Here is a 25134-nt window from a genome sequence, read left to right as displayed (position 1 = left end):
AGCAAGCCCTCCAGTTGTGAAAATACTCTATTTAGTTTAGCATGCACGGAGCGAGTTTTCCACAGGGATGTTGAAATCTTTTTGTAATAATGAACAACGCTGTGTGGAAAATTTGCACAGGATTGTGGATAACCAAAAAGGAACGCCTTGTTTTCGGGTTATCCACAAAATAGTGGTGGATAAAGGTCCTTGCTATGAAAGGATTTATAAGAGTTATCCACAGCAAAAATGTAGTTGTGGATAACTTTAAGCACAAGCTGTGGATATGTGGAAAACTAAGGGATAAACCTGTGGAAAACAAAAAAGAATCCACAGATTGAAAAGTAACGCTGTGTATTATTTGTGGAAAACTGAGTTAAATAAATATATTTTCTCTTAATTTGGGTGTTTATTCTATTTTCACTTTGTGATAAAATTGTAGGGTATTGTTTGGAAAGGTCGATTTGATCGACTAAAAATATAAAAAATAACATCCTAATAAGGAGGTGCTAAGTTATGAAAAGAACATTCCAACCAAAGAAGCGCCATCGCCAACGCGTACACGGCTTCCGTCAACGTATGAGTACAAGCAACGGCCGTAGTGTATTAGCACGTAGACGTCAAAAAGGTAGAAAAGTATTGTCTGCATAAAAAGGCCACTGATAAAGTGGTCTTTTTTTCTGAAATAAATTCGAGGAAGATTTAATGAAAAAATCGTATCGTGTGAAGAAGGAATTAGATTTCCAGAAGGTCTTCGAAACACACAACTCGGTCGCAAATCGAAAATTTATTATCTATCAGTTAGACAAACCGGAACAAAAACATTTTCGGGTCGGCATCTCTGTAGGTAAAAAAATTGGTAATGCTGTTCATCGTGTTTGGGTAAAACGTAGAATTCGCCAATCGTTATTGGAATTAAAACCTCAGATAAAGCCTGATGTTGATTTCATCGTCATTGCGCGACCCTCAGCGGATCAAATAACAATGGATGAAGCAAAAAAACATCTGACACACGTTTTAAAGTTAGCTCAATTAATCGATGATGAAGCGGAGGACTAAAGAGTGAAGAAGAGATTTCGAAAATATTTAGCCTTACTGAGTGTTTTGGGACTAACTGTCTTTTTGGCAGCTTGTTCTAACACACCAGTAACAAGTAAAAGTACCGGTTTATGGGATCATTGGATTGTTTATAATTTCTCACGAGTAATTATTTGGTTATCACATCATTTTGGTGGATACGGCATGGGAATTATTATTTTCACGATTATCGTGAGAATTATTATCTTACCATTGATGATTTATCAAACTCGTTCAATGCGTAAAACCCAAGAAATTCAACCAAAGATGAAAGAACTTCAAAAGAAGTATTCATCTAAAGATATGGACACCGTTCGTAAATTACAAGAAGAACAAAAGAAGTTATATTCCGAAGCTGGTGTTAATCCATTTGCCTCAATGTTACCTTTGATTGTTCAATTGCCAATCATCTATGCGTTGTATGCTGCTATTTGGCGGACAGATGCCTTGAAACATGGTTCATTCCTCTGGTTAGAGTTAGGTGACAAGGATCCATACTTTATTTTGCCAATTTTAGCGGCAATCTTCACGTTTATGAGTTCTTGGCTATCGATGGCCTCAATGCCAGAAAAAAATGGGATGACAACTACGATGACGTATGTAATGCCAATTTTCATTTTCTTTATGGCAATGAATATGTCTTCAGCTATTTCTCTTTACTGGAGTGTGACGAATGCGTTCCAAGTGGGACAGACCCTAGTTATTCAAAATCCATTTAAGATTAATCGAGAACGGGCTGAAAAAGTGGCTGCTGAGAAAGCTAAGAAAAAAGCAATCGAAAAAGCTAAGCGTAAAGCCGTTAAGGGCCGAAAATAGTAGTGAGATGTATTAATATAAAACAGTAACTAAGAAGGATTAAGCAAAACATAAATTTTGCTTAATCCTTCTTTTGTTGTGGCTTTGTAACAGTGACTGGCAGTAGACGTGCTATAATGGTTGCTGAAATTAAACAAGGAGGCCAGCAAGACATGGCAACATTTACTGGCAAAACAGTTGCAGAAGCAATTGAAAATGGTTTGGTAACCCTCAAGGTCACCAAAAATGAAGCGAATATTAAAGTGATTAACGCACCCAAGACAGGTTTATTTGGTCGAGTGCGTAAAGAAGCTGAAGTTGAAATTGTCCCAATTGGGTCTCAATACCATTTAATTGGTGAAGAACAATCAGCAGACGAAGCACCTAACTTGGAAAGCACAAATACTGTGAATGAAAATGAAACGATGAGTGACGATCAAGTCCGTTCGATGCTGATATCTAGCTTGTCGCATGCTACCGCTGAATATGTCAAAGATTTGGCTGCCAAGCGAGATATTATTGTTAGTTATGAAATCAAAACAACTGCCAATCAATTTCTGATTGACCTATCTACGACGAATGAATCGCAATTAATTGGTACCCGTGGAACGACAATTAACGAATTACAAGAGCAAGCTAATCAATTTGTTCAACAAGCGAAACTAGATGATATTGACGTGGTGCTCGATACGAAAGATTATCGAGCTAAACGCAGTGAAATCTTGAAAAAAGTTGCAGAACGAGCAGCAAAAGAAGTCGCGAATTCAGAAGAGTCAGTTTATTTTGATCCAATGCCCGAATTTGAACGCGTGCAAATTCACGAATTTTTAAAAGATAATAAAAAAGTGCGTTCTTATTCAGAGGGTAAGGGGAAACAACGAGTTGTGGTGGTCGCACCGAGAACCAAGCTCAGTGATTAATAATGATTGAGTTAAATGAGGAGGCCAGTTAACATGGCAACGTATACGGGTAAGACGGTGACTGAAGCCATCGATAACGGGTTAAGTGATTTGCAAGTTAACCGACATCAGTCGAATATCAAAGTGGTAAAGTTTCCTAAAATGGGCATGTTCGGTCGGGTCCGCCAAGCAGCAGTCGTTGAAATAGAACCCTTGTCAGTTGATACTGACTTGGGAGATACTTTACCGGCAGAAACACCAATGACGGCAGACGAGAACCGGTTATTGCTGTTATCTAGTATTTCACAGGCAACTGCTGAGTATGTAAAATACTTGGCGACCGAAAAAAAGATAACGCTAAATTATGAAATTAAGGTTGTTCCAGATCAATTTTTCATTGAAATGTCGAGTAATGATGAAGAAGAATTGATTGGCCCGAAAGGACAAACGATTAATCAATTTCAGGAACTCGCCAACCAGTATGTCGTTAATGCGGAAAAAAATCCGGCTGTGCAAGAAGCTAATATTCAGGGAATCAAAGTTGAATTAGATATTAATGGTTATCGGGCCAAGCGGAGTAGAATTTTGCGCAAGGTCGCAACGCGTGCCGAAAAAGTAGTGGGTGAATCAGAAGGTGCGATTTATTTTGATCCAATGCCTAAAAGTGAGCGAGACCAAATTCATGCTTTTTTGCAAGATAGTGAAACAGTTCGTTCTTTTTCTGAGGGACAAGGCGATGAAAGAGCGGTGGTTGTTGCTCCACTTACGAAACTTAATGATTGACATTTTGTAAAATAAATTTTAAAATGTCGTAGTTAGAATTAAATACGGTAAAAGTAGTGAAAGTACTTTAACCACGTGTGCACAAGTGCAGGCGTGGAGTGGGTGCTTTTTTTATTTGTCAGAAAGGGGTATTAACTTGGCAAACTCAGAATTTGATACCATTGCAGCAATCTCAACTCCAGTCGGAGAAGGCGGAATTTCCATTATCCGGATTAGTGGAGAAGAGGCGTTACCAATTGCTCAAGTAGTTTTTAAAGGCAAAGATTTATCAAAAGTTGATTCACACACGATTAATTATGGACACGTCATTGACCCGGGTACACAAACGGAAGTTGATGAGGTCATGGCTTCGGTAATGTTAGCACCTAAAACATATACCAAAGAAGACATCGTCGAAATCAATTGTCACGGTGGCTTAGTGGCAACAAATCAGATTTTACAATTATTATTGAGTCATGGTGCTCGTCTGGCCGAACCAGGTGAATTTACCAAACGTGCCTTTTTGAACGGTCGAATAGATTTATCACAAGCAGAAGCAGTGATGGATTTGATTCGCGCTAAGACTGATAAGTCAATGAAGGTGGCGTTAAATCAACTAGATGGTAATTTATCGCGCTTGATTAGGCAGTTACGACAAGATATTTTGGACGTTTTAGCACAAGTTGAAGTAAATATTGACTACCCTGAGTATGATGCAGTGGAAGAAATGACCACTAAGCTACTGCAAGAAAAAGCAGCGGAACTCCAAAAATTAATTAAGCAATTATTGAATAGCGCTAAACAAGGTAAGGTACTGCGCGAAGGATTAGCGACCGCTATTATTGGCCGTCCTAACGTGGGTAAATCGAGTCTCTTGAATAATTTGTTACATGAAGACAAAGCTATTGTGACTGATATTGCTGGGACCACGCGTGATGTGATTGAAGATTATGTCAACGTCAATGGGGTGCCATTAAAACTAATCGATACAGCAGGAATTCGGGAAACAACTGATCAAATTGAAGCGATTGGGGTGGAACGGAGTCGGCAAGCAATCGATACGGCTGATTTAGTTTTATTGTTATTGAATAATAGTGAAGCTTTAACTGATGAAGATCGTGGCTTAATTGCTGATACGGCCGATGTCAAACGAATTATTATTTTAAACAAAACGGATTTGCTGGAGCAACTAGATCATCAAGAGTTATTTAGTTTGGTGAATGAAGACGACGTCATTGAAACTTCAATCTTAAATGATCAAGGCATGGATCAATTGGCTAAACGGATTAGTGATTTGTTCTTTGGTGAAGGTATTGAAACTAATTCTAATAATGTGATGGTCACAAATGCACGGCACATTGGTCTTTTGAATCAAGCAGATGCAGCACTTGGGGATGTTCAACAAGGTATCGCTGCCGGATTACCAGTTGATTTGGTTCAAATTGATATGACTAGAAGCTGGGAATTACTAGGTGAAATCACTGGAGATAGTTATCAAGATGAATTACTTGATCAATTGTTTAGCCAGTTTTGTTTGGGCAAATAAGTCCAGAGTGCTTTTCTCTCCGTTTAGCTTCGGAGCATTAGCGGAGAATGAGAGGTTATTGTTCTGCTTTGTGAACGATGGCCTAGAATTCAAGCTAAGTGACGAAGTTGGAAAGAAAAGCCGATTTATTAGAGTGCTGAATGAGTCGTTTAATTAGTGAGCTGCTAGCTGAGATTAATGATAATTGCGTTGTTAGTAATTGAATTAATCGTAGCTAGGTGAACTAATTGACGAAAGAGGCCGATTTAAGTAGAGTGTTTTTTCTGAAGTTGGAGAAAAAAGCCAATTTAAACATTCCAAATCAGCTTGTAAAAAATTATCTAAATAAAATAGCGCAAAAACTAAAACAATCTCAGAAGACGAGGAGAACGTATCGTGGAACAAGGATTACCATACACAGGAAAAGAATATGATGTAATTGTCGTTGGTGCCGGTCATGCCGGGAGTGAAGCCGCCTTAGCAGCTGCACGAATGGGCAATAAAACGTTATTAATGACAATTAACTTAGACATGGTAGCCTTTATGCCATGTAACCCATCAGTCGGTGGACCAGCTAAAGGAATTGTTGTTCGGGAGCTGGATGCACTTGGTGGACAAATGGGCCGTAATATTGATAAGACCTATGTTCAAATGAGAATGTTGAATACTGGTAAAGGGCCCGCGGTTCGTGCATTGCGGGCACAAGCAGATAAGCATGCTTATCATGCTGAAATGAAGCACACAATTGAAAATGAACCTAACCTGACTTTGCGTCAGGGTATGGTTGATGATTTAATTGTGGAAGATGGAATTTGTAAAGGTGTTATTACCAGTACTGGTGCACGTTATGCTGCCAAGAGTGTGGTCTTAACTGTGGGAACCGCCGCTCGTGGCAAGATTATTATTGGTGAACTTCAATATGAATCTGGTCCTAATAATTCTCAAGCTGCCATGAAGTTAACAAAGAATTTGGCTAACTTAGGGTTTGAGATTGAACGTTTCAAGACTGGGACTCCACCCCGAGTAGATGGCACCACGATTGATTATAGCCAAACCGAGGAACAACCTGGGGATGAAGCACCTAATCACTTTAGTTTTACTACCCCAGATACAAACTATTTACTGTTAAAGGATCAACTTTCATGTTGGTTGACGTACACAAATGAAACCACTCATGAAATTATACGTGGTAACTTGGATCGGGCTCCAATGTTCTCTGGAACCATTGAAGGAGTCGGACCTCGTTACTGTCCTTCAATTGAGGACAAGATTGTGCGCTTTGCCGACAAGCCACGTCATCAATTGTTCTTAGAACCAGAAGGACGTAACACTGAAGAATGGTATGTTCAAGGACTATCAACTTCGATGCCAGAAGAAATTCAACAAAAGATTTTACATTCCATCAAGGGACTTGAACATGCAGAATTGATGCGGCCCGGATATGCAATTGAATATGACGTGGTGGCTCCATATCAATTAAAGCCAACCCTAGAAACTAAAATTATTAAAAACTTGTATACTGCTGGTCAAACTAATGGGACTTCTGGTTATGAAGAAGCGGCTGGACAAGGAATGATTGCGGGAATTAACGCTGGCTTACGTGCCTTGGATCGTGGCCAATTTACCTTGAAGCGCTCTGACGCATATATTGGTGTCATGATTGATGATTTGGTTACCAAGGGTACCAAGGAACCATATCGTTTGTTGACTAGCCGTGCAGAATATCGCTTGATTTTACGTCATGATAACGCAGACTTACGTTTGACTGAAATGGGTCGTGAATTAGGCTTAATTGACGATGCTCGTTATGCAGCTTTTGAAAGTAAAAAAACGGCCGTTGAAGAAGAACTAAAGCGTTTGGATACCATTCGTATCAAACCTAATGATGATATTGATGCTTTCTTGGTTTCTCGCGGTGAAAAGCCATTGAAGGATGCTTTATTAGCTAGTGAATTTTTACGTCGTCCACAAGTGAGTTACGCTGACTTGATGCAATTTATTCCAGCAGCTACAGAACCTTTGGATCGCCAAGTAATCGAACAAATTGAAATCACAATCAAGTACGCTGGTTATATCAAAAAAGCCGAAGATCGAGTAGCCCGCTTAAAGAAGATGGAAGCTAAAAAGATTCCAGATCGAATTGATTATGATGACATTGATAGTCTGGCGACTGAAGCGCGTCAAAAACTTAAAAAGATTCAACCTGAGACAATCGCTCAAGCAACACGGATTAGCGGTGTTAATCCTGCTGACATTGCGATTTTGAGTGTATATATTCAACAAGGCCGAATCGCAAAATTATAATCGAAATGACTTATCTTACGAGATAAGTTATTTTTTTGAATTAATTTGTACCATATATTAGCTAAATCTTTATGATTAGGTTATTTATACTTATTAATGTTCGTTTTTTTAATAAAATTTATATCTTGACCATCCTTTTAAATCAAGATAACATTAATTTACGAACTTTAATATTGTTGTCGGTAGAGAAGAAAGGGAGTTCATCTTGAGATTAAATAAGTACACAGTCGCAACCGCCGGTGTAACTTTTCATTTAATGCTAGGTTCGGTCTATGCCTGGAGCGTGTATGTCACAGCAATTGCTGCTAAAACTAATTGGGCAGAATCAGAAATTACCTTTGCGTTTAGTTTAGCAATTTTCTTTTTGGGGATGTCGGCTGCGTTTATGGGTCGGTTAGTTGAAAAATTTGGGCCCCGAGTGACAGGTACCATTTCAAGTTTTTGTTATGGTGCCGGAACGATGTTAACGGGTGTTGCCGTCCATTCAGATCAATTATGGTTGTTGTATGTGGCCTATGGCGTGATAGGGGGGATTGGTTTAGGATCTGGCTATGTGACACCAGTTTCGACCATTATTAAATGGTTCCCTGAAAGACGTGGCTTTGCCACTGGATGCGCCATTATGGGCTTTGGCTTTGCAGCAATGATTACTAGTCCGATTGCCCAACAATTGATTACAACAGTTGGAATTGAACGAACTTTTTATATTCTTGGTATTTTTTATTTTCTTGTCATGGTCTCTGCTGCTCAGTTTATTAAGCCACCAAAGCAAGTTACTAATGCTGAAGATTCATTGCAGCAAGGGGTTAGTCTAACTGGTGGACGTCAAATGACGGCTAATCAAGCTGTCAAGACGCCTGAGTTTAAAATGCTGTGGCTGATGTTATTCATCAATATTACTTGCGGAATTGGTTTAGTCTCGGCTGCTTCACCAATGGCCCAAGAATTAACGCATATGTCAGTCGTAAAAGCTGCCTGGATGGTTGGTGTAATTGGTATTTTCAACGGAGTTGGTCGACTGGCCTGGGCAAGTATCTCAGATTATTTGGGACGGCCAAATACCTTTAGTTTGGTTTTTCTAATTGAAGGGATTCTCTTATTTGGCTTACTAGGGGTTAATTCTACGTCGATTTTCACCGTTGTTATGTGTGTGATTATCTCTGGTTACGGGGCAGGATTTTCTGTCATTCCGGCCTACCTAAGTGACGTCTTTGGTACCAAGGAATTAGGAGCCATTCATGGCTATGTCTTAACGGCGTGGGGGATGGCTGGCCTCGTTGGCCCGTTGATTCTCTCAATGTCGCACCAGATATTACAAAGCTACAATATGACACTAATCTTATTTGCACTGTTGGAGTTATTGGCGTTACTCGTATCCTTTGCTATTCGTAAACGATTTAAAGTGGCCCAAACGAAATTAGAACAATAATAAAAAAATAAAATGGCATTCAAGACTGATTTAAAGTCTTGGATGCCATTTTCAATTGTTTTAAATTATTAAGCCACTCATAAAAACTAGCGAACTAACCGCGTTTGCACAGCCATGGAGCAAAATACTAGGAATGATGGATCCATTGGCCATATTTTCATCGATGTAATAAAATGCAAACCCAATACAGCTAGTAAAAATAAAGGTTAAAAGCACAAAAATAAGGCCGATATGGCTAGCTAACAACAAACCACCATGCAAAGCACCGAATAGTATTGCTTGAGTAAGGTTGCCCTTGAAATAGCCAAATTTATGTTGAATTCGTTTGGCAAAAAAACCTCTAAACAGGATTTCTTCTGCCGTCGCCGTTTGAAAGAATGCATATAATAGCATTGCTAGAACGGTGGTTAACTTGAAATTATTGAATTTAGTGTTAGCTAAGACAGTTGAATCTGGTGTCACACAGATTAATGCTGTGCCAAACAAAGCAAAGACAACGAATGTAATTAAACTGGTAGTTACCAATTTTTTAGTGACATGATTGACTGGTTTGATGCCGATCCAAGCTGAAAAATGAACAGGTGGTTTAAACCATTTCCACCAAATGAACGGTAAAGCAATAAATATCCATAACTGCATAATTGTAGAGATAAGCTGATTCCATAAAAGATTCATGATAAGCTCCTCATTCATTAACCACGTAAGCGAAACTACACTATTTGAGAAACATTGTAGCTTAAAATTTAATCACGTGTCAATGAGTGAAAAGCCACCACTGGCATGGGATATGAAATGGTAGTGATGTCCCGGAAATGGATTAAATTTAGCTGGTTGAAGCACTATCTTTAATCCGGCTTTTAATCTCAACTTTGTCACCTAGTTAAAATAAGCCACCATAGTCAATGAACGACTATAATGACTTATTCTAAACTAGTGCTTCAAAGCTAAACGAGTTAAAAAGCACTATATTTAATCCGGCTTCACAACTTAGCCAATTCCGTATAACTTTAAATATCTTGATTTCAAAATTCGAAATCGTTCGATATTTTCGTTATTACTCATTGGCTGTTCAAGTTGTTCAGCACTATCATTAATCCGGCTTCATTCAGCAACTTCGTCACATAGCTAAAATATCGATTCATAGTTCATAATGCGAACTACAAATCGATATTTATCGCTAATACTCCGAAGCTTTCGCTGACTGAAGCACTATATTTAATCCGGCTTTTAATCTCAACTTTGTCACCTAGTTAAAATAAGTCACCATAGTCAAGAACCGACTATAATGACTTATTCTAAACTAGTGCTCCAAAGCTAGACGAGATAAAAAGCACTATCATTAATCCGGCTTCACAACTTAGCCAATTCCGTATAACTTTAAATATCTTGATTTCAAAGTTCGAAATCGTTCGATATTTTCGTTATTACTCATTGGCTGTTCAATTTGCTCAGCACTATATTTAATCCGGCTTTTAATCTCAACTTTGTCACCTAGTTAAAATAAGCCACCATAGTCAAGAACCGACTATAATGACTTATTCTAAACTAGTGCTCCAAAGCTAGACGAGATAAAAAGCACTATATTATTACCACAAATACTTAACGGTTGGTTCAAAAAATTCTTCATAGATATTTTGACAGATTAGCATTTGTTCATGGGTTAAGGGTTGTAAATCGGCAGCCCCAGTATTGGACGCAATTTGAGCAGCGTTACTGGCACCGGGGATGATGGTGGATACGGCATCAAACATCAGTATCCAACGAAGTGCCGTTTGGGCTAAATTATCGGTTCCAAGTTGGTCTTTTAATTCGGTCGCAGCTCTAACTCCGGTTGCATAGTCCACACCAGCAAAAGTTTCACCTTTATCAAAAGCCTCGCCATTGCGGTTAAAGTTCCGGTGATCGTTTTTCCCAAAGGTGGTTTCTAAGGTGTATTTACCGGTTAATAGCCCACTAGCCAACGGCACCCGAATAATTGTTCCTACATTTTGGGCCTGGGCTAGCTTAAAGAATAAATCAGCTGGTTTTTGGCGTAAGATATTAAAAATAATTTCCACTACTGAAATATCGTAATCAAGGGCTTTAATTGCCTCTTCAATTCGTTCAACACTAACACCATAGTGCTTGATGCGGCCGTCCGCTTTCATTTCATCTAAAGTATCAAAAATTTCTTTGTGATAGTACGCGTCAGTGGGTGGACAGTGAAGCAAAATTAAATCTAAACTGTCTGTTTTTAAATTCTTTAGAGACTTGGCAACGAAAGCTTCTAAATTTTCTTTGCTATAACTATCAATTGTGTGTGGGTCTAAGGCACGGCCCATTTTTGTCGATACAATGATGTCTCTTTCAGGATGGGCAGCTAAGAATTCACCAATCGCTTTTTCACTTTCACCATCTTGATAAATATCTGCAGTGTCAAAGAAATTAACACCAGCTTGATAGGCGGCTTCAAGCGTTTCTTGTGCATCTTGATTACTAAATGGATCTCCCCATTTAGAACCTAATTGCCAAGTACCAAGTGAAACTTCACTAATTTTGTAACCAGTTTTACCCAATGTTCGATATTCCATGATAATCCTCCAAAACTAACTTTAATAGTGAAATAGTACCACTATTATTGATAATAAGCATTAGCTTAAGAGACTCATCTTACGCGTAAAATTTGCATTAATCACATCAAAATCACTGAAATAGCTTTTAGTTGTCCCGATAATTTGATATTTTTCATGACCTTTACCGGCAATTAACACGACATCGCCTGGTAAAGCATGCGATAGAGCATAGTTGATGGCTTCGGTGCGATCGGTAATCCGGGTAAATGACTTCATTGGCAAATGATTAGTCATATCATCCAAAATGGCATCGGGATCTTTTTTACGTGGATTATCCGAAGTGAAAATGGCATTGGTGGCTAGCTGAGCAGCAACATCCGCCATCAAAGGCCGCTTTTGCCGATCGCGGTCACCGCCACAACCAATCACACAAAAGACCCGTTTTTCGGCAAAGTCATTAATCGTAGCTAACACATTTTTTAAGCCATCAGGAGTATGGGCATAATCGACAATGGCGGTAATGCCAGAATCATTGGGTACTAATTGAAAACGACCCTCAACCCCGTGTAAGGTCGATAATTTATTGACAATTTGTTCTGGGGCAAGGTTCATGGCGAAACATGCTGCGACAGCGGCTAAAGTATTGTAGACATTAAACATTCCAATCAGTGGCGTGTTCACGTTGTATTCTTCACCGTAAATTGATAAGACGAAACTAGTCCCATTGCTCGAAATGTTAATTTCCTTGGCACGAACAATCGCACTTTCGTCTAGACCATATGTAATAATATTGGCAGAAGTCATCCCGATTAAGCGATTACCATAAGAATCATCGGTATTAATGACGGCCGTTTTAATGTTATTAACATCATAGCCATTACCAAGCTGTGAAAATAGTAATGCTTTAGCAGCAAAATAATTTTCCATTGTTTTGTGATATAGCAGGTGATCTTCAGTGAAGTTGGTAAAGACCGCCACATTGAAATCGACCCCATAAGTGCGACCTTGATCTAGCGCAATTGAAGAAACCTCCATGGCACATCCAGTCATATTTTGATTCCGCATCTCATTGAGTGTTTGATTGAGTGTATTAGCATCTGGTGTGGTATTAATGGTGGAAATTTTGGTATCACCAATTTTGTTATACATCGTGCCAATAATGCCGGTTGGTTGGTTATTGTCAGACATAATTTCACTAATTAAATGAGTGACGGTTGTTTTACCGTTAGTGCCAGTGACCCCAATCATCGAGAGATCCGCGCTGGGATTGTGATAAAAAATCGTAGCCAGTTGGGCCAAAGATTTATGAGTATTATGGACCGCAATAATCCGGTCGGTATATTCAGTCGGTAATGTTACTGTTGAGGCGGAATCAACCACAGCTAGTACCGCTCCATTTTCAAAGACTTCCTTGATGGCAGTGTGACCATCAAAATTAGCTCCTTTGATCGCGACGAAACAAGTTCCAGTGGTTACTTCTTTGGTATTAGCTGTTAAATTATGGATGCGGTCTGTTAGGGCAGACAATTTTAATTTATCGGCGGGACTAATTTGTAAAATATCGGCTATTTGTTTCATTTTCATTAGAAACACCTCGAATTTAGATTTAATGGTCTTTATCTTACGCGATGATTATGAAGAGAATGATTTATAAAAATTGAAGAAAATTAGATTAATTGTTGAGAAAATGTGAAGAAATATTAAATAATGATTATTTTGTGAAATATATTGACATGAATGAAGCCCTACTATGTAGATTAACGACAATTGATGATAGAATATAACATGTATATTTTTACGAGACGGGTCGGAGGATAAATGATGGAAATATCCATTAGTCAAATCGAAAAGATTTTAAAAAAAGAGAACCTATTAAAAGAAATTAGAATTGGTGATAATTGGTTATATCAATTTCCAGTTGAAGAGTACGAAACTAAATTTTTAGATTTACAATCTAATTCCAGAACCATTAAACGCGATACGAATACCTTGTTTTTTTGTAAGGGATTAACGTTTAAACAAGCTTATTTGCAAATTGCGATAGATAACGGAGTCAAATACTACCTCGCTGATCGTGAATACAAGATTGATGATCACCAAGTGACTGGCATTATTGTGACGGACATCAAAAAAGCGATGGCTTTATTGGCGGCCGAATTTTACCAACACCCAGAAGAAAAATTGACGATTGTCGGTATTACCGGTACGAAGGGTAAAACCACGACGGCCTATTTTTTAAAGCATATTTTAGATCGAACTTTTCACCAAAAAGTAGCGTTGTTATCGACAATCGATACAACTTTAGATGGTCAAAATTATTTTAAATCGCATCTATCCACCCCGGTGGCTTTGGATTTATTTAGAATGATGAATGAGGCCGTGGAAAACGGGATGACTCATTTAGTGATGGAGGCCTCTTCACAAGCTTTTAAGCAATCACGAGTATATGGTTTAAGATTTAATGTAGGTGTTTTTTTAAACATTTCGCCTGATCATATTAGTCCAATTGAACATGCTACCTTTGATGATTACCTCTTTTGCAAACGCCAAATTATTTCGCAATCGGACGTCATGGTGATTAATCAAGATTCACGTTATTATTCATTCTTACATCAAATTATTGATGAAAAAAATGTGCCAGAAATCACCTATGGACGGCAGTTGTCGGCTGATTATCGAATCGAACAAGAAGCGCGTTTTAGTTTTGTGAGTCAACACTTGGGTCAATTACTAGAATTTCATTTGCAGTTAGATGGTGATTTTAATAAAGAAGATGCCACTGCTGCGATGGCCGTGAGTCAAAAATTAGGCGCGAGTGTTGATGACTGTATTCGTGGCATTGAAGAAACAGTTGTTCCTGGTCGCATGGAACAATTTGAATTACACCAAAACATTCAAATTTATGTTGATTATGCGCACAATTTCGATAGTTTGAACCGATTGTTAAACGTGGTGCGCAATCAACATCCTGATCACACGTTGTGGGTGGTCACTGGTAGTACTGGTAAAAAGGGACTTAATCGACGAGTTGGAATTGGAAAAGCAATTGGTAATTTTGCCGATTATGCGGTCCTCACGTCAGATGATCCAGACACCGAAGATCCTAATGACATTGCGAAAGCTATTGCGGGTGCAATCAATAATCCTAAGGTACATGTCAAGTATATTGAAGATCGTAAGAGTGCGATTCAGTTTGCGCTGCAAAAAGCTCAGACTGGGGATGCGGTTGTTGTGTCCGGTAAAGGTGAAGATCCTTATCAGAAGATTAACGGCGTAGATGTGCCGTATGATGGGGATGCAGTTGTTATAAAAAAATTAATAAAAGCATTGGATAATGCTTCAAATGGTTAAAAATGGTAAACTAAGCGGTATGTGTATTCGGTTTTTTATAAGAGATAGGAGAGTTTTAAATGTGTGGATTTGTAGGAACGATTAAAACAGATAAGCTTAGCGATGACGTCATCGTTAATATGGCAAATCGCATCAAACATCGGGGACCAGATGACGAAGCGTATTTTAAAGATGACAAAGTAATGATGGGTTTTCGACGGTTGTCAATCATTGATTTAGCTCATGGAAAACAACCCATGGAAAACAATGAAGAAACGACGGTCCTAACCTTCAATGGTGAAATTTATAATTTTAAAGAGGTTCGCAAGGACTTAGAAGCGCTAGATTATGTTTTTAAGACTAATGTTGATTCAGAAGTTTTATTGCATGGATATGATGCATGGGGCTCTAAACTATTAGATCATCTTCGTGGAATGTTTGCCTTTTCAATTTATGATCGTAAGAACGGAAAGATTTTTGCCGCACGTGATCACTTTGGTATGAAGCCTTTTTATTATTACAATGATGGTGAAAATTTCATGTGGGGCTCTGAAATCAAATCCTTTTTGGATCATCCTGGATTCAAAAAAGAATTCAATATGAAGTATTTACCTTATCATTTAAGTTTTGAGTTCATTCCTGGACGTGAAACTTTGTTTAAACATGTCTTTAAATTACTTCCTGGGGAATTCATGACCTATGATATCGTCACGAAAGATTTGAAATGTGAACGGTACTATAAATTTGAATACGATATGGATCCTAACAAACAAGTTGAGGAATCTAGTCAAGAAATTGAAAAACTGGTTGATGATTCCGTTGATGCACATATGATTGCCGACGTGGAGGTTGGAAGCTTTTTGTCTAGTGGGGTTGATTCAAGTTACGTTCTGAATGAAGCTAGTAAGTTAAAAGATATCCAATCATTTTCACTTGGATTTGACGATCCGCGTTATAGTGAATTGGCATGGTCGACTAAATTTGCCGAAAAAATCAACCAAAAAAATACCCAAATAAAAATTACTGAAGCGGACTATTTTAGTAGTTTGCCAACGGTGTTGTATTACATGGACGAGCCACTTTCAAACCCATCAGCCATTCAACTTTATTTCTTGGCCAAATCAACCAGCAAACATGTGAAAGTTGCGTTATCTGGTGAAGGGGCTGATGAATTCTTTGGTGGATACAACACGTATCTTGAAGGTGATACTTTCCATAAGTATCAAAAATATGTACCAGGATTTGTTCGTTCGGCCTTGGCTGCTGCAGTGAAGCCTTTACCAAGATTTCATGGTCGTAAATTCTTGATTCGCGGAGCGCAACCAATTAGCGAACGTTATTACCGAGTTAACTATGTTTACAATGAAGACGAACGCGCTAAATTGTTAAAAGATAAATCATTAAATGTGGACACTGGCTTAATGACAAAACATCTCTTTGATGAAGTGTCTGATTTGGATGAAAAATCACAAATGCAGTACTTTGATATTAATGCTTGGTTGCCATATGATATTTTGCATAAGGCTGATCGGATGAGCATGGCTAATTCATTAGAAGTTCGTATGCCATTAGTTGATCGTGAAATTGCCAAATATGCCCGGACATTGCCAGTTTCTAACCGCTTTAGTGGTGCTGAAACCAAATATGCGTTTCGTTTAGCTGCCAAAAATAATGTTCCCAGTGATGTGGCCAAGAAAGAAAAGATGGGCTTCCCATCTCCTCTAGCTACCTGGATGAAAGAAGATAAGTATTACGATTTAATCAAAGGTGCTTTCACCTCTGAAGTCGCACAACGATTCTTCAATTCTGACTACCTAGTTGAAATATTGGATAAACATCGTGCAGGTCAATCAAGTATGCAAAAATTATTTACAATATATTCATTCTTGATTTGGTATGCTGTATACTTTAAGGAAGATGTACCAGAAGGATTCCTAGAATCAATTACAGTTCCAGTACCAGCAATGAACAAAGTAGGATAAAAAGTAATGCAAAGAGGTATCAAGACGCATGGATTCAGCAAAACAAGCATTTGTTCCAATTATTTTGGGAACTGATTTGAACGCCTATGGGATGGCGCGTTCATTTTACGAAAAATATACAGTTAAATCTGAATTATATGCCATGATGGAATTAGCGCCAACGCGTTTTTCAAAAATTGTCACACCACATTTTATTGAGAATTTTAAAGATCCGAAAGTCTTTAAAGACACCTTGTTAGCGGTTGGAAAAAAGTATCGGGACCAAGACATCATTCCGGTGTTGATTAGCTGTGGTGATGATTACACCGAATTTGTTGCCGAACATCGAGACGCTTTTCTTGAATATTATGTCTGTCCGTATACGGATGCTGACACAGTGGCCAAATTAACTGATAAAGAATCTTTTTATCGAATATGTGACGAGTACGGCTTGCCATACCCACATACTAAGATTATTAATTCAAGTGACGATACGTCAGATTTTGATTCACCCTTTGGTTATCCGGTTGTGTTAAAAGGTGCAGATGCGAACCAATGGCGGACAATTCATTTTGATGGTTATGAGAAAGCCTTTACCATTAATGATAAAGAAAAATTGAACTTGATGATTCATCGTATTTTTGAACATGGATACGTGGGAGATTTAATTTTACAAGACTATGTCCCTGGTGATGATAGTAATATGAGAACTATCAATATTTATGCTGATCAATATCATCATGTCAAAATGATGGTTTTGGGTCATCCATTATTGGAAGACCCATCGCCACTGTCAATTGGAAATTATGTCGCAATTGCACCCGGATATGATCAAGACATTTATGACCAATTAAAAAACTTTTTGGAAAAAATTGAATTCACTGGTTTTGTTAATTTTGATGTGAAATATGACCGACGTGATAATTCTTTCAAGGTGTTTGACTTGAATCCTCGCCAAGGTCGGAGTAGTTTCTTTACCATGTTGAATGGTTATAACTTTGCATCGTTACCAGTCGAAGACTATATTTTTGGAACGTTAAAAGACCAACCAACGGTGTTTGCCAATAAAGATACCAGTCAATATAAACTCTGGTTAGGTGTTTCCAAAGCGACTTTTGAAAAATACGCGACGGATAATGAAGCCAAAACGGCCGCAATGGAATTAATTAAACATCATAAATATGGCACGACGTTTAAATACAATCGTGATTGGAATATTCGCCGAGCATTGATTGAATTTTGGATGAATCATCGATATAAGCAAAATTTTGACAAGTATTTTAAAGAAAAAATTTAATTATTTGGGAATTATGAGTATACTAAGAAGTATAAAACTTGTAAGTGGGGATTAAGTTATGAAAGCAATGAAAGAAGTGCTTAGTTGGATAGTGCCAATTGTAATCGGGCTATTAGTAGCCTTATTAATCAAGCAATTTGTTTTCCAACTAGTTCGTGTTGACGGACCTTCAATGGATCCGAATTTGAGTGATAATGAACGCGTGGTTGTCTTTAAACAGTCAACAATTCACCGTGGGAGTGTTGTCGTGTTCCAAGCTCAAGGAGTGGACCCAAGCGCCACCACTAAAACTGACTACGTTAAGCGTGTGATTGGCTTACCTGGTGATACAGTTGAATCTAAAGATGGCAATCTATACGTTAACAATAAGAAAGTTAAACAAAGTTATATTGGTACTGATGAGCGTACCACAGGGACTGGTAATTGGACCTTGTCCAGTTTGTCTAATATTCATGCTTGGTCAAAAAATGTGAATGCTAATAAAGTACCAAAAGGTGAATACTTTGTACTAGGAGATCATCGAAGTGTTTCTAACGATGGTCGTTACTGGGGATATGTACCTAAGAGTAAAATCTTAGGGGTTGTTAAAGTACCGTTCTGGTCGTCAGATAAGACTGCCAAAAATAATATTAATACCGAGTGGAAAAATTATTTCGAATAATCACGAGTTACAAAAAAAGGTCAATCAAACTTTCGTTTGGTTGACCATTTTTTAACATAATTATTTATAAACTTAGCTTATTTTGCTGGCGCATTGCCAATTCGATAGTTTTATCAGCTAGAATTGATTGGGCATCGGCCACAAGATATGGGTGGTCAGGTGCTTGCTCTTGGGCTAGTGATAATTCTGTACATCCTAAGACAGTTATGTCGACGTGCATGTCATTTTGCATCTGCTTGAGAATATTATGGTATCGATCCTTATCGACGGTACCTTTTGCCTTGATATCTTCAAAAATTAATTTTTCAGTTTCTGCTAGAATTTTAGGTGTTGGGTGCACGGGTTCATAACCTTGGTCAATGATAAATTGATCGTAAATTCCCGTTTTAATGGTACCAGGAGTTCCTAAAATACCGACTTTCTTGGCAGTAGGATTGATTTGATTGATTTCTTCTACCGCTAATTTGGGCATATGAAGGATTGGAATGGAAGTTGCAGCTTGCATTTCTTGATAAAAATAGTGAGCTGAGTTACATGTTAAGACAAAAAAGTCAGGGTTTAATTGACTATACTTCTTAATGTCACCAACCAACTGGTCAGTTGGATTGGGTTGAGTATGGTCTAAAATATATGACGATCGATCGGGAATCGAAGAGTGATTAACGACCAAGTAATCCAAATAATCTTGGTCTTTATTAGTTGGAGTTCGTTCGTTTAATAGTCGGACAAAACTTTCTGTCGCTAGAGATCCCATGCCGCCTAGAACTGTGAAAAAATGATTCATGATAAATCTCCTCCAATGTGAATAAATAACAGTGAATATCGTACCAAACTTCTGGGATATTTTCATGTTTTTTGTCTGCTAGTAATGTTTCATGTGAAAACAAGCCCTCATATAAGTCGAGGTAAGAATAGCGAGTTAGCGGCGTTTCAGCAGAGCTAAAAACGTCGAAAATCAACGAAAACACTTTGAAGTGTGCCATCTCTGTGCCACAACTTCATCCAAGGATACCTTATCGGCGGTCATCTAAAACATGGATGATCGCCGTTTCTATCTCACCACTTTGCCGCGCGCGCCGTGCAGCGCGAAAGGCGCAAGCGCGAGCAAAGGGCGGTCGGCGTCAGCCGGCCGCCCATACCCCCAGTACTCTAACAGGGGGGGACTAAATACAACCAGATTGCCCGAACACAAGGTAGAGACACTTACGCAACGGCGTTTCTGAATATACTACGAAAATGTGGATGGCACACCCAATCCACCATTTCATCAAATATAAAATCTTGGGACATCGCTAAACTAGCTTAGTGACAGGCGTTAGGTGGATACGCGTCTGGCACGTTAGTTCATCATTTACAAAATGACGACGAAATCCAAAAGCGTCGACCGATTGCACTAGGCCCTGTCAAGTTGACAGATGAAAAAGTATAAAGTTTTGTCTGTTCCTAAACGGCTTTACTCCAGTATTCTTCTGGAGTGAGGCCGTTTCTTTGTGCCGAGCGATTGTGGCGATTGAAGTACTCAACACCTTCTTCCACCAGTTTCACGAGTTCTTGATATGTCTTAGCCATTGCGTGTCGCTCCATCCACCGCAACTTGAATTCGTTCCACCAGCGCTCCATCGGTGCGTTGTTATAGGGTGTACCTGGACGAGGCATACTGCGCTTCACGTTGTGGAGCTCTAAGAAGTGGTTAAATGATCCTGCCGTGTAAGCTGAGCCGCGGTCGGTATGCGTTGTCGAATGAACGTCCCCAGCCACCTCAAATGCTTGCTGGAAGACCTGAATTTCCGCGGCCGCGGTCTCAGTATCGCTGAGGTTAAAAGCTAGTAGACGACGCCCGAACAGATCGAGGACACCGCTCAATCTCACGCTATGTTCACCATTCAGGCCATACTTCAATTCCGTTGAGTCAGACAGCCATACCTGGTTGGGCCCATCGACTTCAAAATTCTGGTTGAGTACGTTGTCGAGTATGTGCTGCTCACGTTCCTTACGATGGTTCCGCCTTTTCACTCTAATCTTGCAGTGAATGCCAAGCTCTCTTTGCACTCGTTTGATTATTTTGACGAGTTGGCATGTAAAAATTCCTTCCTTTTGAGAGATGATTTATTCATTATACCCTCTCTTAAAAGTTGTCTCAGGAATCAGCTTACATCCAAACCTTCCTGAAGATTATTCCATGTTCCCATGGGCCTCACCTCGCAAGGGAAAAGACAGCCACCGCCCTTAAAACTTCTTGTTTAATCTATTATACAGTGGAAGCTAGAGATCAACCGATCTCTAACCAAAAACTATTTTTTAGTTAATAGCCAATTGTTTGCTTGAACAATTGGCCTGTTAGTTTGCACTTCAGGTTTAATTTTATTATTGAAGAGTACTTGCCCATTGTTTTTCTTGATTTTTTCAGCAGTTATGTTTACTTGGGCACCATTATACATAGTGTACGTATCGTTGATACTAGTATACCCAGCAGAGTTACCACCAAAAGTTTTAACGTTGGGATTGGTTTCAAGTGCTAAAGCCGTTAACTCGCCTGAACTAGCAGTCAATCGATTGAGTATCACCGCAACAGGAATTCCTGTGATTTTTTTTACCTTGCCGAGGTCTATCTTAGTTCCCATGTTGTTAGTAACACTCCCTTGGAAGGTCACACTCGTAGGCTTGTTTGCCGCATTAACTACTTCAAATAATTTTCCATTAGGGACAACTGGCGAAATTCCAGCTAACATTGGGCCAATATCACCACCTAGGTTATTCCTAAGATCAATGATAATACCCTTATATGTTTTACTAGTCAGCTTATAATAAATTGTGTTTGCGTATCTTTTCCCTTGTGATGATGATCCATTGAATTCTGGTAAGTGGACGTGTAAGATATTATTTTTAACGCTGCTAGTTGGTGCTTTGTATTGTGAAACTTCTTTTTTTACTTCTGATGGAGTTATCAAAGAAGCGTGCTTACCACCCTTAATTGCCAAGGCTTGTTTTAACAGTGGATAAATTTCTTTGTAGGTATGCTTATTTGAAATGTCATTGCGAATCTCTGTCATCCTATTTTTCTGCGTTTGATTTTCTGTATAGATCCCTGTGGACGATATTTTATTAAAAGCCAGCATGGCGTCTCTTTTAGGGGTTGGTGGGACCAAGTAGAAGTTAAAGCTAGGTCCATACTGATATCCTATGTATATTCCTCCAGAAATAATCACTAGCATAGTTACTATTAGCGAGATAATTAATTTTTTATGCTTTTTCAAATAATTCACTCCTTAATCCTTAAGATACTTACAACTTAATTTTAACACATTAGGAGATATGCCTAACCATCATGGGATATTTGTAAATGAGTTAGCTTCAAGAAAGGTCGCTATCATACGTAATCGCTACTCCAATGAAGCTCACCACAAAAAATATCAGACGTGGTTTTCTGGCAGTGCCATTGCCAGATGGAATCAGTGTTCTTTCGTTCAATACGGGAAAACGGGCAATGTAACATGGTAATTGCGTTACATTCGCGAGATTTCTGCTATCTTAAAAGTTAAGGAGGGCTATTAAATTGCAATTTGCTAATGTATTACGGAAAAAAAGAAAAGAACTGCACTTAACTCAGCAACAATTGGCTGATAAATTACATGTGACACGTCAAACGCTATCACGCTGGGAAAATAATTTAAGTTATCCAAATTTAGACACATTAGTAAATTTAAGTGAATTTTTAGCTGTTCCTCTAGATATTTTACTTAAAGGTTATGGAAATTTGATGGTCAATAAAATTAGTCAAGATGTGCGGGATAAAAATAAATACAAACACTACTTACTAATTGTGTTGGGAATTATTGTGCTACTGTTTTTATGGTTAAGTATATTAGGATATGGGCGTGCCACGCAAAATGAATGGATTGATCGTTTCAATCCTTTTTTAAGAGTTCAATATGGTTATGCGGTACTCCCTAATCAGGTCCCAGAGAAGAGAGAAAAGACAACTATCATTGATAGTGATGGTAAAAATAAACATGTTGCTGCTGTTAAAACCCGGCAGCGAGTTGATGCGTTTGTAGCTGATGATCCTTTTGGTAGTGGTAGTTGGCTAAAGTTTTATACCGGACAATATAGTTCTAAACAGCATTGGGCACTTGTTGCTCATAAAGGATCCTATATTTCAAATATTCGTCTGGTCTCTCGTGCGCAGATACCCCTAATGATGCGTGAACAAACTGGGAATCATTAATGTGGCTTACGATACTCATGCAGAACGACGGATTACTAAACGATTTCCGTGGTGGCCGTTCAATTAAGAAAATTAATGTTTATTAATCACATTAAAACTGCTAAAGAAGCTGATTAAAAATAGTCGAAATCCAGCTGTAGTCATGCTATAATAAAGGCATAAAAGGGAAGCCCCGCGTGAACAGGGCTTCCCATGTAGAGCCGTTTAAGACGGTGGCATTAATTAACGACTTAAAATAACCGCTAGCTGTGCCAAGCTAAGGCGGTTATTTTTTTTGCTGACTTTTGATCAGCTCAACAATTAATGCGATTAAGGCCACGATAAATGTACCGAAAGCCAGCACCTACGTAAAAAAGTGCCTGCTTTTATTAATTATCAAAAAATGGGTCTTCGTCAACTGGTATTGGTGACCCAGATATTGGAACATCCTTCGGGATGTTCTTTTATTTTACAATCAAAAGGATACGAGTCCTAAAATGACTCATGTTAGTAAATCCATAGCAAGCTCTTTTCAACGTTTTTATTTTTCTGTTAATTCCTTCTATGGCTCCGTTTGAGAAAGCTGAAGAACAGCTAGCAACAACACTTGAACGATTCTTTTTTAATGTTAATATAGCTGTATCCATAGCATTCCCCATGGGAATGTAATTTTTTAATATACTTGTTAATGACTCTCCATCACGATTATGGATTGCCTGTTGAATAGCATGAGCAGTTTCATATACTTTTTTTAAAGTTGAACTTTCATTCAGGCCCAAATCAATTAAATTTTGTTGAGTCATGTATTCATTGATTCCACAAATATATTTTGTGTTGGTATCATCAATTTTATCTTGAGCAAGATGAAACAAACGCCAGTTAGTTTTAAGTGCTTTATATGGTCTAGATTTCTTATCTTGAATGCCTTTTAAAACAGAAGTTCTAACGTTGTCAAAAGCGCGATTTACCAGTTGTACAATGTGAAATCTATCTACAACAATTTGTGCATTTGGAAAAAGTCGATGTACAAAAGATTGATAAGACGCATTTAAGTCCATAACAATCGTTTTTACTGCTTGACGTTCTGATAATTCGTATCTATTTTCAAAATAGTCACAAATATCTTTGGATAATCTTGTATCTAGAACTTTAATAATTGAATGCCCTTCGGCATCAATGCATATAAATGAAAAACCTTTATTAACAGATCTAAATTCATCCCAATTCATATGAGTGCCTAAATTTTTAACCCTGTATGGCTCTGGATTGTTGCTGTACAATAACCGTTCTGCCGAACTGGGCGAAATATTTAAAACTTTTGCGATAGAAATAACAGAATGCGAAAGGCGGGCTTGTTCTACAACTTTTGCTTTGATATTAGTAGCTAAACTATGATTTGGTTTAACAATTGGAGTGTGCACACCACATGTTAAATGGCACGTTTTACATTGATACCGTTGTTTCTTTAAATACATGTATGTTTCAGGACCGGAAATAGTCGCCAAACGAATATGGTGCATAGTATATCCATTTTTAATTAGAGTTTCAGTTCGGCATTTAGGACACGTCGTACGGCTGTACGTGAGTACAGCATTGATAATTTTGATGCGCTTGACGATACCATTTTTTACTATTTTTTTATCTTCAACATTAATTGCATTAATATTTTCATCTGTTAATTCACAGAGACTTAGTATAGAGTTAGATTGGGGCATGACAATACCTTCTTTCGATTTTTGTTTAGGCGCTTAAATCTTACCATAGGATGTCATGTCCTTTTGTACGCAAAAAAATCTGATATTAGTTTTCACCAATATCAGATAGTGTAGACCCCAAAAAATTCCCATCTATATTTATAAAAGGTTATCATAACAATTGAAATATTGATTAACTGACCTTTAATTGTCAAATTATTTACGTTCTAAGATGACTAATATAGATAATTTGGCTAATTATCCATGTAATTTTTGTTGCAACGTATCACCAATGCCATCTACCTTCTTAGCAGCCAAGACGGTGCCACCGATGAGAACACCACCTACAATGAGCGTAGAAGCGATCATAAACTTAAATACACTTTTCAAGACGTCCATAAAATTCCCCCTTACTTTTTACTGGTTCGACCAACAACTAATGAAACAATCAGAACTAAAATAATTGCCCCGATGATCGATGGTATCAATGCCATGCCAGCTAATGAAGGGCCCCAAGTGCCAAGGAGCCCTTGGCCAATCCATGCACCAATCAAACCAGCTACGATGTTTGCAATCCAGCCCATAGCAGCACCACGGTTAGTGATTGCGCCAGCAATGGCACCAATGATTGCCCCGACGATTAATGACCAAATAAGTCCCATATT

23 protein-coding genes are annotated in these 25134 nt (G+C 38.4%); 13 read left to right on the top strand and 10 right to left on the bottom strand.

Annotation, left to right across the window (positions count from 1 at the left end):
* The first annotated feature begins 495 nt into the window (after positions 1-495).
* From rpmH to F0161_RS11035, 8 genes are all read left to right on the top strand, one after another.
* Positions 496-630: a 50S ribosomal protein L34 gene (gene rpmH / locus F0161_RS11070; RefSeq protein WP_057890229.1), complete on the top strand. Its 135-nt coding sequence runs from the start codon at positions 496-498 to the stop codon at positions 628-630.
* 54 nt (positions 631-684) lie between these two features.
* The gene (rnpA, locus tag F0161_RS11065; RefSeq protein ID WP_137601942.1) at positions 685-1038 is read left to right on the top strand and encodes a ribonuclease P protein component; all 354 of its coding nucleotides are present in this window, start codon (positions 685-687) and stop codon (positions 1036-1038) included.
* A gap of 3 nt (positions 1039-1041) precedes the next feature.
* Positions 1042-1872, top strand: a complete 831-nt coding sequence (yidC, locus tag F0161_RS11060; protein WP_137601941.1) for a membrane protein insertase YidC — start codon at positions 1042-1044, stop codon at positions 1870-1872.
* A 152-nt stretch (positions 1873-2024) separates the two neighbouring features.
* On the top strand, positions 2025-2771 hold the full coding sequence (gene jag / locus F0161_RS11055; protein WP_190318877.1) for an RNA-binding cell elongation regulator Jag/EloR: 747 nt from the start codon (positions 2025-2027) through the stop codon (positions 2769-2771).
* A 33-nt stretch (positions 2772-2804) separates the two neighbouring features.
* Positions 2805-3533: a Jag family protein gene (locus F0161_RS11050; RefSeq protein ID WP_190318876.1), complete on the top strand. Its 729-nt coding sequence runs from the start codon at positions 2805-2807 to the stop codon at positions 3531-3533.
* Between the two features lie 136 nt (positions 3534-3669).
* On the top strand, positions 3670-5058 hold the full coding sequence (gene mnmE / locus F0161_RS11045; RefSeq protein WP_137601937.1) for a tRNA uridine-5-carboxymethylaminomethyl(34) synthesis GTPase MnmE: 1389 nt from the start codon (positions 3670-3672) through the stop codon (positions 5056-5058).
* A 375-nt stretch (positions 5059-5433) separates the two neighbouring features.
* Positions 5434-7341: a tRNA uridine-5-carboxymethylaminomethyl(34) synthesis enzyme MnmG gene (mnmG, locus tag F0161_RS11040; RefSeq protein WP_150204600.1), complete on the top strand. Its 1908-nt coding sequence runs from the start codon at positions 5434-5436 to the stop codon at positions 7339-7341.
* A 205-nt stretch (positions 7342-7546) separates the two neighbouring features.
* Positions 7547-8770: an L-lactate MFS transporter gene (locus F0161_RS11035; RefSeq protein WP_137601935.1), complete on the top strand. Its 1224-nt coding sequence runs from the start codon at positions 7547-7549 to the stop codon at positions 8768-8770.
* 60 nt (positions 8771-8830) lie between these two features.
* Here F0161_RS11035 and F0161_RS11030 read toward each other — a convergent pair whose 3' ends face one another.
* The 3 genes from F0161_RS11030 to F0161_RS11020 all read right to left on the bottom strand — a co-directional run bounded on the left by F0161_RS11030 (position 8831) and on the right by F0161_RS11020 (position 12906).
* Positions 8831-9445, bottom strand: coding sequence for a CPBP family intramembrane glutamic endopeptidase (locus F0161_RS11030; RefSeq protein WP_190318875.1), 615 nt, complete (start codon positions 9443-9445; stop codon positions 8831-8833).
* A 911-nt stretch (positions 9446-10356) separates the two neighbouring features.
* Positions 10357-11340 carry an aldo/keto reductase gene (locus F0161_RS11025; protein ID WP_150204598.1) on the bottom strand — a complete coding sequence of 328 codons (984 nt, stop codon included), beginning with the start codon at positions 11338-11340 and terminating at the stop codon, positions 10357-10359.
* Positions 11341-11400: 60 nt separating this feature from the next.
* Positions 11401-12906 (bottom strand): UDP-N-acetylmuramoyl-L-alanyl-D-glutamate--2,6-diaminopimelate ligase, encoded by a 1506-nt coding sequence (locus F0161_RS11020; protein ID WP_150204597.1) that lies wholly within the window; start codon positions 12904-12906, stop codon positions 11401-11403.
* Between the two features lie 237 nt (positions 12907-13143).
* Between F0161_RS11020 and murE the strand changes: the two genes are divergently transcribed.
* From murE to lepB, 4 genes are read left to right on the top strand one after another with little or no spacing between them, the layout of a single operon-like run.
* On the top strand, positions 13144-14673 hold the full coding sequence (gene murE / locus F0161_RS11015) for a UDP-N-acetylmuramyl-tripeptide synthetase (RefSeq protein WP_150204699.1): 1530 nt from the start codon (positions 13144-13146) through the stop codon (positions 14671-14673).
* Positions 14674-14732: 59 nt separating this feature from the next.
* The gene (gene asnB / locus F0161_RS11010; RefSeq protein WP_150204596.1) at positions 14733-16634 is read left to right on the top strand and encodes an asparagine synthase (glutamine-hydrolyzing); all 1902 of its coding nucleotides are present in this window, start codon (positions 14733-14735) and stop codon (positions 16632-16634) included.
* A 28-nt stretch (positions 16635-16662) separates the two neighbouring features.
* The gene (locus F0161_RS11005; RefSeq protein WP_150204595.1) at positions 16663-17910 is read left to right on the top strand and encodes a carboxylate--amine ligase; all 1248 of its coding nucleotides are present in this window, start codon (positions 16663-16665) and stop codon (positions 17908-17910) included.
* Between the two features lie 58 nt (positions 17911-17968).
* Entirely contained in the window at positions 17969-18571 is a 603-nt protein-coding gene (gene lepB, locus F0161_RS11000; RefSeq protein ID WP_150204594.1) for a signal peptidase I, read from the top strand.
* Positions 18572-18635: 64 nt separating this feature from the next.
* Here lepB and F0161_RS10995 read toward each other — a convergent pair whose 3' ends face one another.
* From F0161_RS10995 to F0161_RS10985, 3 genes are all read right to left on the bottom strand, one after another.
* Positions 18636-19355, bottom strand: coding sequence for an aspartate/glutamate racemase family protein (locus F0161_RS10995; RefSeq protein WP_150204593.1), 720 nt, complete (start codon positions 19353-19355; stop codon positions 18636-18638).
* Positions 19356-20014: 659 nt separating this feature from the next.
* The gene (locus tag F0161_RS10990) at positions 20015-20620 is read right to left on the bottom strand and encodes a DDE-type integrase/transposase/recombinase (RefSeq protein ID WP_225423142.1); all 606 of its coding nucleotides are present in this window, start codon (positions 20618-20620) and stop codon (positions 20015-20017) included.
* Between the two features lie 242 nt (positions 20621-20862).
* Complete coding sequence (locus F0161_RS10985; RefSeq protein ID WP_150204592.1) at positions 20863-21834, bottom strand: S41 family peptidase; 972 nt, start codon at positions 21832-21834, stop codon at positions 20863-20865.
* A gap of 290 nt (positions 21835-22124) precedes the next feature.
* Here F0161_RS10985 and F0161_RS10980 point away from each other — a divergent pair, with 290 nt between their 5' ends.
* Complete coding sequence (locus F0161_RS10980) at positions 22125-22796, top strand: helix-turn-helix domain-containing protein (protein WP_225423140.1); 672 nt, start codon at positions 22125-22127, stop codon at positions 22794-22796.
* A 265-nt stretch (positions 22797-23061) separates the two neighbouring features.
* Here F0161_RS10980 and F0161_RS10975 read toward each other — a convergent pair whose 3' ends face one another.
* From F0161_RS10975 to F0161_RS10960, 4 genes are all read right to left on the bottom strand, one after another.
* A complete protein-coding gene (locus F0161_RS10975; protein WP_076661461.1) occupies positions 23062-23139 on the bottom strand; it encodes a putative holin-like toxin in 78 nt (25 codons plus the stop codon).
* 100 nt (positions 23140-23239) lie between these two features.
* Positions 23240-24490, bottom strand: a complete 1251-nt coding sequence (locus F0161_RS10970) for an ISL3 family transposase (protein WP_150204591.1) — start codon at positions 24488-24490, stop codon at positions 23240-23242.
* Positions 24491-24727: 237 nt separating this feature from the next.
* Positions 24728-24868, bottom strand: a complete 141-nt coding sequence (locus F0161_RS10965) for a hypothetical protein (RefSeq protein WP_003681696.1) — start codon at positions 24866-24868, stop codon at positions 24728-24730.
* Between the two features lie 11 nt (positions 24869-24879).
* Positions 24880-25131, bottom strand: a complete 252-nt coding sequence (locus F0161_RS10960; protein WP_003680323.1) for a GlsB/YeaQ/YmgE family stress response membrane protein — start codon at positions 25129-25131, stop codon at positions 24880-24882.
* Positions 25132-25134 lie beyond the last annotated feature (3 nt).

Origin of the sequence: Paucilactobacillus nenjiangensis (genome assembly GCF_008632615.1) — a bacterium.
Taxonomy (GTDB): Bacteria; Bacillota; Bacilli; order Lactobacillales; family Lactobacillaceae; genus Paucilactobacillus; species Paucilactobacillus nenjiangensis.
This window is presented reverse-complemented; position numbering and strand designations above follow the sequence as displayed.